This is a genomic window from Amycolatopsis sp. NPDC054798 (genome assembly GCF_053611505.1).
Map to the genome: position 1 here is coordinate 41,816 of NZ_JBSHAM010000022.1, position 12,911 is coordinate 54,726.

At 70.5% G+C, this 12,911-nt stretch carries 11 protein-coding genes; 9 read left to right on the plus strand and 2 right to left on the minus strand.

What is annotated here, in order from left to right; translation table 11 throughout:
• Positions 1 to 34: 34 nt before the first annotated feature.
• From ACWGIC_RS16285 to ACWGIC_RS16310, 6 genes are all read left to right on the plus strand, one after another.
• Positions 35 to 310, plus strand: coding sequence for a phosphopantetheine-binding protein (locus ACWGIC_RS16285; protein WP_452076738.1), 276 nt, complete (start codon positions 35 to 37; stop codon positions 308 to 310).
• Positions 307 to 1,755: an AMP-binding protein gene (locus ACWGIC_RS16290; protein WP_452076739.1), complete on the plus strand. Its 1,449-nt coding sequence runs from the start codon at positions 307 to 309 to the stop codon at positions 1,753 to 1,755. Before ACWGIC_RS16285 ends, ACWGIC_RS16290 begins: the two co-directional genes overlap by 4 nt.
• Complete coding sequence (locus ACWGIC_RS16295) at positions 1,752 to 3,068, plus strand: condensation domain-containing protein (RefSeq protein ID WP_452076740.1); 1,317 nt, start codon at positions 1,752 to 1,754, stop codon at positions 3,066 to 3,068. The genes ACWGIC_RS16290 and ACWGIC_RS16295 overlap by 4 nt, the downstream gene beginning before the upstream one ends.
• Entirely contained in the window at positions 3,065 to 3,982 is a 918-nt protein-coding gene (cysD, locus tag ACWGIC_RS16300) for a sulfate adenylyltransferase subunit CysD (RefSeq protein WP_452076741.1), read from the plus strand. Before ACWGIC_RS16295 ends, cysD begins: the two co-directional genes overlap by 4 nt.
• On the plus strand, positions 3,982 to 5,820 hold the full coding sequence (gene cysC / locus ACWGIC_RS16305) for an adenylyl-sulfate kinase (protein WP_452076742.1): 1,839 nt from the start codon (positions 3,982 to 3,984) through the stop codon (positions 5,818 to 5,820). Before cysD ends, cysC begins: the two co-directional genes overlap by 1 nt.
• Positions 5,821 to 5,916: 96 nt before the next feature.
• Positions 5,917 to 6,426, plus strand: a complete 510-nt coding sequence (locus ACWGIC_RS16310; RefSeq protein ID WP_452076743.1) for a hypothetical protein — start codon at positions 5,917 to 5,919, stop codon at positions 6,424 to 6,426.
• Between the two features lie 6 nt (positions 6,427 to 6,432).
• On the opposite strand, the gene ACWGIC_RS16315 is transcribed toward ACWGIC_RS16310, so the two are convergent.
• Positions 6,433 to 8,412, minus strand: coding sequence for a HelD family protein (locus tag ACWGIC_RS16315; RefSeq protein WP_452076744.1), 1,980 nt, complete (start codon positions 8,410 to 8,412; stop codon positions 6,433 to 6,435).
• Positions 8,413 to 8,648: 236 nt separating this feature from the next.
• On the opposite strand from ACWGIC_RS16315, the gene ligA reads away from it, so the two are divergent.
• On the plus strand, positions 8,649 to 10,640 hold the full coding sequence (gene ligA / locus ACWGIC_RS16320; protein WP_452076745.1) for an NAD-dependent DNA ligase LigA: 1,992 nt from the start codon (positions 8,649 to 8,651) through the stop codon (positions 10,638 to 10,640).
• 56 nt (positions 10,641 to 10,696) lie between these two features.
• Here the strand turns inward: ligA and ACWGIC_RS16325 are convergent, their stop codons facing one another.
• Positions 10,697 to 11,653: a ketopantoate reductase family protein gene (locus tag ACWGIC_RS16325; protein ID WP_452076746.1), complete on the minus strand. Its 957-nt coding sequence runs from the start codon at positions 11,651 to 11,653 to the stop codon at positions 10,697 to 10,699.
• Between the two features lie 92 nt (positions 11,654 to 11,745).
• Here ACWGIC_RS16325 and ACWGIC_RS16330 point away from each other — a divergent pair, with 92 nt between their 5' ends.
• The gene (locus ACWGIC_RS16330; RefSeq protein WP_452076747.1) at positions 11,746 to 12,330 is read left to right on the plus strand and encodes a TetR/AcrR family transcriptional regulator; all 585 of its coding nucleotides are present in this window, start codon (positions 11,746 to 11,748) and stop codon (positions 12,328 to 12,330) included.
• 89 nt (positions 12,331 to 12,419) lie between these two features.
• Positions 12,420 to 12,806 (plus strand): hypothetical protein, encoded by a 387-nt coding sequence (locus ACWGIC_RS16335; protein WP_452076748.1) that lies wholly within the window; start codon positions 12,420 to 12,422, stop codon positions 12,804 to 12,806.
• Positions 12,807 to 12,911 lie beyond the last annotated feature (105 nt).

Sequence of the window (12,911 nt, forward strand, 5' to 3'; positions counted from 1 at the left end):
GTTTGCCCGGAAAGTGCTGCGAAGAGGAGTTCCCGTGCCCGAAAGCCGTGTAGCCCTGTCGCCGGCGGAGTACGAACGCCCCGCCGACGAACTGGAGGAGCGCGTCGCCGCGATCATGGCGGCGGTGCTGGACGTCGACCTGGTCGGCAGGCGCGACAGTTTTTACGACCTCGGCGGCGGATCGCTCGCGGCGATCCGGATCTGCGCCCGCATCGCGGGCGGGATCGGCTGCCGGCTCGACCCCACCGTGCTGCTCGAACACGACGAGCTGGCCGATTTCGTCGAGCAGATCCGGCAGGGCGCGCCGTGAGCGTCCACGGCGCGGTCGCCCGGCAGGACGGCGACGCGGTCGCGCTGGTCCACGGATGCGAACGGGTGAGCTACCGGACGCTGGTCGCGGCGGGGAAAGCCGTGGCGCACCGGCTGGCGGAGGAGGGAGTGCGGCCGGGCGACGTCGTTCCGCTGGTGCTGCCGCGCGGCGCGCAGCTGGTCGCGGTCCAGCTCGGCGTGCTGATGGCGGGCGCCGCCTATGCCGTGGTCGACCCGCGCTGGCCGGAGAACCGGGTCGCGTCGATTCTGTCCCAAGTGGACGATCCGGTCGTCGTCGGCCGTCCGGGCACCGGGTTGGGCGTCACCTGCCCGCTTGAGCCGGTGCCGCTGGCCGAGATCGCCTTGGGGGCCCAAGCCACACCGGTTTCGTCCGGGCCGGAAGACATCGCCATGGTGTTCTTCACTTCCGGCAGCACGGGCGTCCCTAAAGGCGTCCTGGTGCCGCATCGGGCGGTGACCAGGATGTTCGGCCCGGGCGGCTTGCCGGGCTTCGGACCAGGGCACGGCACGCCGCAGGTCGCGCCGGGGTCCTGGGATATGTACGCGTTTGAGCTGTGGGGCCAGCTGACGACCGGTGGTATGTCAGTCGTGGTCGAGGAAAGCTACCTTCTGCCGAGCCGGTTGCGCGAGCTGGTCGCCGCGGAGGGCGTGGACACGGTCTGGCTCACGACCTCGCTGTTCAACCTGATCGTCGACGAGGATCTCGCTGCGTTCAAAGGCGTCGGGACGCTCTATGTCGGCGGCGAGAAGCAATCGCCCCGGCACGTCGGGATCTTCCTCGAGCGCTTCCCGGAAATCTCGCTGTGGAACGGTTTCGGCCCGGCGGAGAACGGCATGCTGACGACCGTGCACCGGATGAGACCGTCCGATGTCGGCGTGCCCGGCGGGATTCCGGCCGGGATTCCGGTTCCGGGCACCGAGGTGGTCATCCTGCGCGAGGACGGTTCGCTCGCCCCGACCGGCGAACCAGGCGAGATCGTCGCGCTCGGTTCGGGCGTGGCACTGGGATACCTCGGCGACGAACGGCTGTCGCGCGAACGGTTCCCGCGACCGGGGGAGTACCGCACCGGCGACGTCGGAGTGGTGGACGACCAGGGAATCCTGCACTATCGCGGGCGGCGGGACCGGCAGATCAAGCTCAACGGCAACCGCATCGAACTCGGCGACATCGAAGCCGCCGCGGCCGCGGTCCCGCAGATCCGCACCTGCGCCGCGGTCGCCCGGACCGACGCGGACGGCCGGGTCGCGCACATCGCGCTGGTCTACACGCTGTCCGACGGAGCCCGGTTGTCCCCGCAAGAGGCGCGCAAGGAATTCGCCTCGCTCCTTCCCGCCTACGCGATCCCGGCAAGATTCGAAGCGGTCGAAGAACTTCCTCGCCGGGAGAACGGCAAAGTCGACCTGTCAGCGCTGGAGCACCGATGACGGACGTCTTCCCGCAGACCTTCGAACAGGAAGCGATCTGGATCGCCGACCAGTTCGCGGGCCGGCCCTCGCCGTTTCTCGAAACCTGGGCGCAGCGCATCTCCGGCCCGCTGGACGTCCCAGCCCTGGAGCGCGCGTTTCAGGCGCTGGCGGACCGGAACGCCGCGTTCCGCACCCGGTTCACCCTCGACGAAACCGGCCCGGTCCAGCTCATCGATCCGGTCGGCACACTGCCTTTCGAACGCCTGCCGTGGCCGGGCGGCGACCTGCACGACGTGCTGCGCCGCGCTGGGCAACGACCTCTCGACCTCGCCGAGGCACCGGCGCGAGTGACGTTGTACGACTGTGCCCCGGACGAATACGTCCTGCTGCTGCAGATCCACCACGTGGTCGTGGACGACGCCTCGCTGGTGCTGATCGACCGCGAGTTGTCCGCCCTGTATACGGGGCGGGCCGGCGATGCCCCGGCACTGACCCTTGGCGAGCACGCCGTCCGTCAGCGAGCGGCCGGGATCGCCGACGAAGATCTCACTTTCTGGTCCTCATATCTCAACGGCGCGCAGCCGATGTCCCAGCTGCCGCCGTACCCGCGTCCGCTGCCCGACCGGCGAAGCACCGAGTGCGCTTGCGTCCGCGCCACCGTCTCCGCCGAGCTGGGCGACGCCGTCCGGGCCGCCGCCCGTTCCCTGCGCACCACCGCGAACGTGCTGATGAGCGCCTGCCTGGCGCTCACCGCCGCCGCAGAGAACGACGGCGACATCGTCATCGGCACTCCGATGTCCCGCCGAGGCGATCCGGACCTCGACGACGTCATCGGCTGCCTGACCGACCTGCTGCCGGTGAGATATCAGGTGCCTTCGACAGCCACGGCAGGTGAGGTTTGTGCTGGGGCGAAACGCACCTCCTTGGCCGTCCTGCGGCACCGAAACGTGCCGTACGCCCTGCTCGGCGGAGGCGTCACCCGGGAGCGAGGTGTGCTGTCGGGCAAGCATTTGGGCCGGATCTGCCTGGTGCTGGACGAAGCACCGAGCCAGCTGACGCTCCCGGGCCTGCGCTGCGAGCGGGTGTACGTCGCGGGCGCGGCGGCGAAATTCGACTGGCTGCACTACGCGGTCGCGGACGGCAAGAGCTGGCAGGTCCGAGCCGACTACGCCACCGACTGCTTCACCCCCGGCGAGGCGGACGCCGTGCTGCGGCAATGGCTGACCGCGCTGTCGCTCGTCTCGGGCGACCTCGACCTTCCCGTGCGCACCCTGCTCGACCGGCTGGCCGAGACCGGCCGGACCACCGAAACCGCGGAGAGCCGCAGATGACCGCACCGCAGACGTCGTACGAACTGACCCACCCAGAAGCCCTGGAAGCCGAGGCCGTGCACATCTTCCGCGAGGTCGCGGCCACCTTCGCCCGGCCCGCGCTGCTGTTCTCCGGCGGCAAGGACTCCGTGGTGATGCTGCACCTGGCGCGCAAGGCGTTCTGGCCCGCGCCGGTCCCGTTCCCGCTCGTGCACATCGACACCGGCCACAACTTCGACGAGGTGATCGAATACCGGGACGAGGTCGTCACCCGGCTCGGCGCGCGGCTCGTCGTCGGCCGCGTGCAGGACGACATCGACCGCGGCCGGGTCGCGGAAGACCTGCGCGCGGGCCGGAACCGGCTCCAGACCGCGACCCTGCTGCGGACGATCGGCGAACAAGGCTTCGACGCGGTTTTCGGGGGAGCGCGGCGCGACGAGGAAAAGGCCCGCGCCAAGGAACGGGTGTTCAGCTTCCGGGACGAATTCGGCCAATGGGACCCGCGGAACCAGCAGCCGGAACTCTGGCGGCTGTACAACGGCCGCCACCGCAAGGGCGAGCACATCCGGGTGTTCCCGCTGTCCAACTGGACCGAACTGGACATCTGGACCTACATCGAGGCCGAGAACATCGGCCTGCCGCCGCTTTATTACGCGCACCGCCGCCCGGTCGTCCGCCGCGACGGCATGCTGCTGGCCCACACCCGCTTCCTGCACCGCCTCCCCGGCGACGAGGAGCCGTTCACCGCGACCGTCCGCTTCCGCACCGTCGGCGACGCCACCTGCACCGGCTGCGTCGAATCCACCGCCGCCACCCCGGCGGAGGTCGTCGCCGAGGTCGCCGCCACCCGCGTGACCGAACGCGGCGCCACCCGCGCGGACGACCGGATCTCCGAGACCGGCATGGAGGACCGAAAGAAGGAGGGGTACTTCTGATGAGCCACCTCGTCCGGCTGGCCACCGCGGGAAGCGTCGACGACGGAAAGTCGACGCTGATCGGACGGCTGTTGTATGACTCCAAGGCGATTTTCGAGGACCAGCTCGCCGCCGTCGAGCGAACCAGCGCGCAACGCGGCGACGCCCAGACCGACCTCGCCTTGCTCACCGACGGACTGCGCGCCGAACGCGAACAAGGCATCACGATCGACGTCGCCTACCGTTATTTCGCCACTCCGCGCCGGAAATTCATCATCGCCGACACCCCGGGCCACATCCAGTACACCCGCAACATGGTCACCGGAGCGTCGACCGCCGATGTCGCTCTCGTCCTCGTGGACGCGGAAAAGGGCGTGCTCGAACAGTCCCGGCGGCACGCTTTCCTCGCCAGCCTGCTCGGCGTGCCGCACCTGGTCGTCTGCGTGAACAAAATGGACCTGGTCGGCTACGCGCGGGAGCGGTTCGTCGAGATCGCGGAGGAATTCCGCCGCTTCGCCGCGAAACTGGACGTGCACGACCTCGTTTTCGTCCCGGTTTCCGCGCTGCACGGCGACAACATCGTCAACCGCAGCGCGGAAATGCCGTGGTACGAAGGACCCGCGCTGCTGCACCGGCTCGAAGAGGTGCACGTCGCGTCGGACCGCAATCTGATCGACGCCCGGCTGCCGGTGCAGTACGTCATCCGCGCCCACGGTTTCGCCGGCGGCCAAGGCTTCCGCGGCTACGCGGGCACCATCGCGGGCGGAGTCTTCAAACCCGGCGACGAGGTCACCGTCCTGCCGTCCGGATTCAGCACGACGATCGCCGCCGTCCGCGGCCCCGGCGGCTCGGCGATCGAGGAAGCCTTCGCCGGCCAAGCCGTGACTGTCGAACTGTCCGACGAACTCGACATCGTCCGCGGCGACCTGATCTGCCGCCCGAACAACCGCCCGCACGTCGCCGCCGAACTCGACGCCATGGTCTGCTGGCTGACCGAACACGGTTCCCTCTCGGCCGGCGCCCGCTACACCGTCCACCACACGACGCGCGAGGTCGCCGCTACCGTCAACCGGCTGGACTATCGCCTGGACATCAACACCCTGCACCGCGACCAGTCCGCCGATTCGCTGGCCCTGAACGAAATCGGCCGCGTCCGCCTGCGCACGCAACGGCCGCTGCACTTCGACCCGTACCGCCGCAACCGGGACACCGGCAGCTTCGTGCTGGTCGACGAGGCCAGCAAGAAGACGGTCGCCGCCGGGATGATCGTCGGGCCCGCGGAAACCGCGCCCGCCGTCGTCTGGCACGAACCGGCCATCACCCGCGACCGGCGCGCCACCGCGGGCATGACCGTGTGGCTGACCGGCTTGTCGGCCTCGGGCAAGTCCACTGTGGGCGCGGAAGTGGAACGCCGGCTGGTCGCCTCCGGCCGCCCCGCGTACCTGCTGGACGGGGACAACCTGCGCCACGGCGTCAACGCCGGACTGGGCTTTTCCGCCGAAGACCGCCGGGAGAACGTCCGCCGGACCGGTGAAATCGCCAAACTATTCGCCGACGCGGGCATCGTGGCCGTGGTGACGCTGATCAGCCCGTACCGCGCGGACCGGGACGCGGTCCGGCGCAGCCACGAGGAGGCCGGGCTGCGCTTCGCCGAGGTCTTTGTCGACACCCCGCTGGAGACCTGCGCGGCCCGCGACCCGAAGGGCCTGTACGCGAAGGCCCGGCGGGGCGAGATCGCCGGCTTCACCGGCGTGGACGATCCGTACGAGCTGCCCCGCAGCCCGGACGTCGTGCTGCGCCCGGACGACGGCGATCCGTCCGCGCAGGCGGAGATCCTGCTGGAATGGCTCGACCGGTGAGCCGCGCCGTCCTGTCGGCGAAAATCCCGTGTCCGGCCGTGTCCGGCCTGCTTAGCCTCCTGGCATCGCACTGCCGAACCGAGGAAGGCCAGGACCGTGGCGCTGCAAGAGAAGGCCCAGAGCAAACTCGCCGGAGATCTCGTCCCTGGCGAGCGCGTGCTGTACACCATGCTCGCCTTCCGGATCGGCGGAGTGCGGAACACCATGGTCGCCGGCGCGGCGGGCATTGCCGGAGTCGCGGGCGCGGCGGGCATGGCGCTCGCGGCGCGGCGCGGCCGGGCCGAAGCACCGGAAGTGCCGATCCCCATTCCCGGCCGGGTCATCCTCTCGCTCACCTCGCACCGGCTGGCGGTGTTCTCCGTCGGCGGCGTCATCAGCGCCGCACCGGGGAAGCTGCTGCATTCGTGGCAGCTCGGCCAGCTCGCCTGGGTGGCGGATCCCGAGCTGGTTCCCGGCATGGCGCAGGCACTGCGGTGCCGCGTCGGCGTGACCGGCGAGGGCGTCCTCGGGTTCGAATTCCCCCGGCTGAAAGTCCAAGAAGGACGGACAATGGTCAAACGGCTGGCCCGCACGCTGGAGGAACTCGACCCGGACGCCGCTTCCTGACCCCGGTCACCCGCGTTCCCGAAGCCGCGCCAGCCCGGCCGGCGCCGGTCCAAGATGGACGATCCCCAGCCGCCGGGTCGCGCGCGTCATCGCGACGTAGAGATCGTTGCGCCCCAAAGGAGCGTCGAGAATCACGGCCGGATCGACGATCAGCACCGCGTCGAACTCCAGCCCCTTGGCCTCCGCGGGGGTCAGCACCACCACCGGATCCGTGACCGCGCCGCGGCTCTTCCGCATCGAGGCGAGATGGCACGGGGGAGTGATGATCGCCAGCTGTCCCTCACCGTGCTCGTCAGCAATACCACCGACGACCTGTGCCATCTCAGCAAGCGTGGTCTGCTGACGCCACGGCGTTTCGCCAGCCGTCCGCACCGACTTCGGCGGCCGGAGGCCCGGGTGCTGCGCAGCGAACACCTCGCTCGCGGCCGCCATGATCTCCGCCGGAGTCCGGTAATTGACGGTCAGCTCCGCCAGCCGCCACCGATCCGCCACGTGCGGCCGCAGCACCTGCTCCCACGACGTCGCACCGGCGGGATCGCTGGTCTGCGCGAGATCGCCGACGACAGTCATCGACTTGGCCGGACAGCGCCGCAGCACCATCCGCCACGCCATCGCGGACAGTTCCTGTGCCTCGTCGACCACCACGTGCCCGAAGACCGGCGCGGGTTCGCCGAGCACCGCGGAAGCCTCGTCCAGCAGCGGAACGTCCGCCGCGCTCCAGCCCCCGTCCGGCTCGCCGAAGACCTCGGCCACCACTTCCTCCGGAGTCAGCGCGGGCCACAGTTCATCCAGTACCTGGCCGACCCCCGCGTCGGCCAGCAGCGCCTTGCGCAGGTCAGCGATGTCGGCCTCGTCCAGCAATCGCCGGGGCCCGTCGTCCTGCTCCGGCCCGAGCACCACTCCCGCCGCCGCCAGCGCCCGCAGATCCGCCGCACTCAGCCGCCCGTCCGCACTGCCGCCGTCGATGGCCTCGCCGCTCTCGGTGAACACCACGTTCTCCATCTGCTCGGCCAACTGCTGCGCGAGAAGTTCCACCATGCGCTGCTGAAATGCCAACCGGGCCTGCTGATACGGCAACCCCTTGCTGGCGGCCCACTCCACCGCACCCCGCCACGCGCTCGGCGCCAACCGCACCGTCTGCTGCTCGAACCCCACCTCGACCGCGTCGCACGACGCGCCCACCCGGTCCCACACCGCCGCCGCGATCCGCTCCGTCGCCTCCACCCGCCCCTTCCTCTCCGCGACTTCCACCGGATCCGCCTCGCTGACCTCGACGTCCGGCCGCAACCCGGCAATCGTCGCGGTCGCCACCGCCTGCTCGCCCAGCCCCGGCAGCACCTGCCCGATGTACTCGAGAAAAACGTCGCTGGGACCGATCACGAGCACCCCCCGCGTGCGCAACTGCGGCCGCGTGTACATCAGATACGCCAGCCGATGCAGCGCCACCGCGGTCTTTCCGGTCCCCGGACCGCCCTGCACCACCAGCACGCCCGCGAACCCGTCGCGGACGATCCGGTCCTGCTCGGCCTGCAGCGTCGTGACGATGTCGCCCATCCGCCCGGTCCGGTCCGCCGTGAGCGCCGCCATCAACGCGGCTTCTCCGACCAGGGCACCGGTGTCGGCGGCGTCAGGGTCGAGCAGCTCGTCGTCGAGCGCGGTCACCGTCCGTCCCCGAGTCGTGATGCGCCGCCGCCTTTTCACTCCGTGCGGCTCCGCCATGGTCGCGGTGTAGAACGGCCGCGCCGCCGGCGCCCGCCAATCGAGCAGCAACGGCTCGTCGGCCCCGTCCTCGAACAACCCCAACCGGCCGAGGTACGTCCGGCTCCCGTCGCGCATTTCGAGCCGCCCGAAGCAAAGCCCGTCCTCGACGGCTTCCAGCCGGGCCGATTCCGCCCGCCAGCGGGCCGCCGCCTCCGGGTCCGGGCTTTCGGCGCCGCTCGCCGCCTGCTCGCGCAACGCGTCGAGCCTGCGGTAGAGGCTGCTCACATACTTCTGCTCAAGGACAAGCTCGTGCTGAACACGGTTTTCGGCCGGCACCCCGGAACTCCCCGCTGTCGGGTGATCGATGGCATCGAGGGTGCGCGGAGATCCGGGGAAAGAACAGTCTTGTCTTTCCTCGCCGCGTCAGCCGAGCTGTTCCGAGTCGAGCGGACGGCTGCCGTGCCCGCCCGGTTTGCGTCGCAGCACGGTTTTGTCGGTGGCTCCAGGTACCGTTCCGGTCCGTGGACGTTCGGGAACGCATTCAGGAGCTCGCTGATCAGGTCGTCGTGCTGCGCGACGCCTACTACCGGGGTTCGCCGATGGTGGCGGACGCGGAGTACGACGCGATCGAGGACGAGCTGCGCGGGTTGATCGAGGCGAGCCCGGAGCTGGCCCCGGACCCGAATCCGCTGGACCAGGTGGGCGGTCCGGCGGTGCTGCACGCGCCGATCCGGCATTCGCGGCCGATGCTGTCGCTGGAGAAGGCGACGCGGCCGGAGCAGGTCGAGGCGTTCTTCGACCGGTTCCCCGGCCAGCCGGTGGTGGTGATGCCGAAGCTCGACGGCCTGTCGCTGGCGCTGGTGTACGAGGACGGCCGCCTGGCGCGAGCGGTCACTCGCGGCGACGGGACCACCGGCGACGACGTGACGATGCTGGTCCGGGCGCTGGCGGACGGCATCCCGCACCAGGTCAGCGCCCCCGGCCGGGTCGAAGTGCGGGGCGAGGCGGTGATGCTGCGCTCCACGTTCGCCGCTTACAACACCGCGCACCCGGACAAACCGCTGATCAACCCCCGCAACGCCGCGGCGGGCACCCTGCGCGCGAAGGACCCGGCCGCGGTCGCCGAGCGCAGGCTGCGGTTCTTCGCCTTCGACCTGGACACCGAGCCCGGCAGCGCGGAAACCGATCTGGGCAGCGGTCTGCTGTCGCTCGGGTTCACCGCGGCGGACATGCGCCGCTGCGACGACGCGGCCTCCGCGCAGGCGGTGATCACCACGATCGAACAGCAGCGCAACGACCTGGACTACGACATCGACGGCGCCGTGCTGCGGCTCGCCGACCGTGCCGCCTACGCCGCGGCGGGCACCCGTTCGAGTTCGCCGCGCGGGGCGCTGGCGTACAAGTTCGCCGCGGAGGAGAAGACGACCGTACTGTCCGATGTGGTCTGGGACGTCGGCAAGACCGGCAAGATCGCCCCGGTCGCGTGGCTGGAGCCGGTGTTCGTGGGCGGGACCACGGTCACCCGCGCGACACTGGCCAACCAGGAGGTCATCCGCGCCCGCGGCATCAAGATCGGCGACACCGTGCTGGTGCGCCGGGCAGGCGACGTGATCCCGTTCGTCGCCGGGGTGCTCGACGAGTCGAAACGGACCGGCGCGGAGCGGGAGATCGTGCCGCCCTCGGCGTGCCCGTCGTGCGAGCAGCCGCTCACCGAACAGGGCAACAGCCGGGAACTGTTCTGCACCAACGTTTCCTGTCCCGCGCAGACCGTGCGGCGGTTGATCCACTGGGCTTCGCGGGCGGCCGCGGACATCGACGCGATCGGCGGCGTGTGGATCGAACGGCTGGCCGAGTCCGGGGACCTGGAACACCCGTCGGACTTCTACCGGCTGACCAAGGAACGCCTCCTGGAATTCGACCGCATCGGCGAGGTCTCGGCGACGCGGATGATCGAGTCGATCGACGCCAGCCGCCGGGTCGGGCTGCGCCGGGCGCTGATCGGGCTCGCGATCCCGATGGCGTCGGAGGGCACCGCCGCGCGGCTGTGCCGGGCGGGATTCGGTTCGCTGGAAGAGGTTCTCGACGCGGGCGTCGACGGGCTCGTGGCGGTGGAGGACATCGGGCCGAAGGTCGCGGCCTCGCTGGTGGAACACCTGACCCGGCTGCGCCCGGAACTCGAACGCCTGCGGGAGCGCGGGGTGTCGCTGGACGTGCTGGAGGAGGACCTCCCGCCGGCGGTCGTCGCGGGCGCGCCGCTGGAGGGCAAGACCGTGGTGGTCACCGGCGCGATCAGCGACCCGCGGTCCGGGGAGAAAGTGCCGCGTCCCACCTTCCAGCGCCTGTGCGAGACCGCGGGCGCGACCACCGCGTCGTCGGTTTCGGCGAGCACCGACCTGCTCATCACCGGCGCCGACGTCGGCGCGAGCAAACTGACGAAGGCGGAGAAATTCGGCGTCGAGGTCGTGGACCAGGGGGTGATCTGGGAACAGTTGATCGCGGCCGGAGTGGTCTGAACCCGCACCTGGTTTCCGCCAGGCCCGATCGGCTGCCTGGCGGGAACGCCGCGGCCTCAGTCCGCCGCTTCCCGGGCGAAGTACGGTTCCGCCGCTTCCAGCCGCGGCACCGGGACGCCCAGCCGGCGCGCCTCCGCCAGCACGTCCCGGCAGACCTCGCGCGGTTCCCGGGCATCCGGGTCGGAGTGCGCCTCGAAGCTCGCGCGCGCCGGTGCGAAATGGGCGAGCAGCCAGGCGAACACCGGAGCGGTCAGCCAGGCCGGCGCACGGAACGGCAGCACTCCGATCCGATGCCGCCGCAAGTCGACGCCGCGGGCTTCGAGAAGCGGCAGAAGCTCGCGGTCGGCCAGGAACGCCTCGCGCAGATCGGCCCGCGACCCGGCCAGCGAACTCAGCGAGCCCACCCGCACGCCTTGGGAGTGCAGACCCGCGTCCGCCGCGAAATGGACCCACAGCCAGCCGCGGAAGTCCGGTCGCTCGCGAAGCCGGAACCCGGCCTCGCGAAACACCTGCCGGACGGCCCGCTCGCGTGCGGTCGGTGTTTCGCGACGCTCGCCGAGAGTCCCGAACACCGCGAACGGCGTCAGCATCCCGCGGAGCACGCCGTCCTCGCCGAACCCGCCGCCGCCTTGGGGGAAGCCCCAGGCGACCTGCTCGATCGGAAGATCGCCGATCGCGCTCGACGGTTCGGACCACACGTTGCCGAAAACCAGCACCGTGGCATCGTCGACGCGCGGTGCCAGAAAAGCCGCCGCCTCCGCGAGCCGATAATGCTGCACGCTCAGCACAATCAGGTCGAACCCGTGCCCCGGCTCGAGTTCCTCGCGATAACGCACCGGCCAGTTCTCGACGACCCGCCGCCCCCGCAGGTCGCGGAAATCGAGAGCGATCGAGGCCCCGTACTCCGCCGCCCGGCCGGGCCGGACGTAGAACTCGACCTCGTGCCCGGCCCTGTCGAGGGCCCAGCCGTACATCGCGGCGATCACGCCGCGGCCGAACATCAGGATTTTCACTGCCGCACCTCAGGGGCTACCCTAGAAATGGAGATTGTCTCCACTTGCGAAAATATGGAGATAATCTCCACTTGTCAACCGAGAGGTCCCGCATGCCCGACGCCAAACCCCTGCGCGCCGACGCCCGGCGCAACCGCGACGCCCTGCTCGCCAAGGCCAGGGAACTCTTCGCCGCGGGGGAGTTCTTCGACCTGCGCTTCGACGATTTCGCTGGCCTGGCCGGGGTCGGCACCGGCACGCTGTACCGCCATTTCCCCACCCGCGAGGCACTTGCCGAGGCGGTCTACCACGAGGAAGTCGCCACCCTCTGCACCCGCGCCCGCGAGGCACAGGCCACCTTGCCCGCCGCCGACGCGCTGGCCGCCTTCCTCCGCGGAATGATCGACTACCTCGACGCCCACCACGGCCTCGCCCGTACGCTCGCCACTCTCATGGCCACGAGAGCGGACGCGCTCGCCGAAGGCAGCCGCGCGCTGGAGGAGGCGGTCGCCGACCTGGTCTCCGCCGCGGCCGCTTCCGGCGCGATTCGCGCCGACGTCGGTGCGGGCACTGTCCTGATGGCACTGCACGGCATCAGCGCGGCCCATGATCGCCCGGGCTGGCGAGCCGACGCGGACGGCGTGATCACCCTGGTACTGGACGGATTGCGGCACCGGCAGGGGAGCGCGGAGGACTGAGCGGTCCGGCGACTTCACGCATAATCCCGCACCGCATCCCGCGGCGAAGTACGATTCCGCCCAGCATCGGCCATCACTGGGGGAATGTCATGAAACGCATCGCCATCGGTCTCGTCCTGTCCGCGGCAGCCGCGCTCGCCGGCGCGGGAACCGCGAACGCGGCGGGCTACCCGACGTCGGACTTCGGCGGCGAAATCAGCGGAGGCCGCACCGGCGGCACGCTGACCTGGTACAACCGCTCGGTCGGCGTCTCCGGATTCGTCCGCGACGACCCCACGGCGGGCAGCACCACGGTCACCTTCGAATTCCGGCAGGCGGGCACCCTGTTCGACGTCCAGACCCGCACCGTCTCCAACGACCAGCGGAACTTCGGCTGGACCGAACCCGGGCCGTCCGGCGGGTTCAGCAAGGTCGACATCTACCTCGGCCGCAACGGAAGCAAGGACCTCATCGCTTCGGTGCCGCGCAAGGTCTGAGCGGGGTTTCACCGGCGACGGAACTTCGCTGGCCTGGCGGCAGTTCCCGCCGCGCGGCTGGGAGGTCGCCGGTTGCTCGCAGCGGCGTCGAACCAACGCTGCGGG

Bases quoted from the DNA above. Each gene is read 5' to 3' on its own strand.
- ACWGIC_RS16295 (WP_452076740.1), top strand. From the start codon at position 1,752: ATGACGGACGTCTTCCCGCAGACCTTCGAACAGGAAGCGATCTGGATC.
- cysD (WP_452076741.1), top strand. From the start codon at position 3,065: ATGACCGCACCGCAGACGTCGTACGAACTGACCCACCCAGAAGCCCTG.
- cysC (WP_452076742.1), top strand. From the start codon at position 3,982: ATGAGCCACCTCGTCCGGCTGGCCACCGCGGGAAGCGTCGACGACGGA.
- ACWGIC_RS16330 (WP_452076747.1), top strand. From the start codon at position 11,746: ATGCCCGACGCCAAACCCCTGCGCGCCGACGCCCGGCGCAACCGCGAC.
- ACWGIC_RS16335 (WP_452076748.1), top strand. From the start codon at position 12,420: ATGAAACGCATCGCCATCGGTCTCGTCCTGTCCGCGGCAGCCGCGCTC.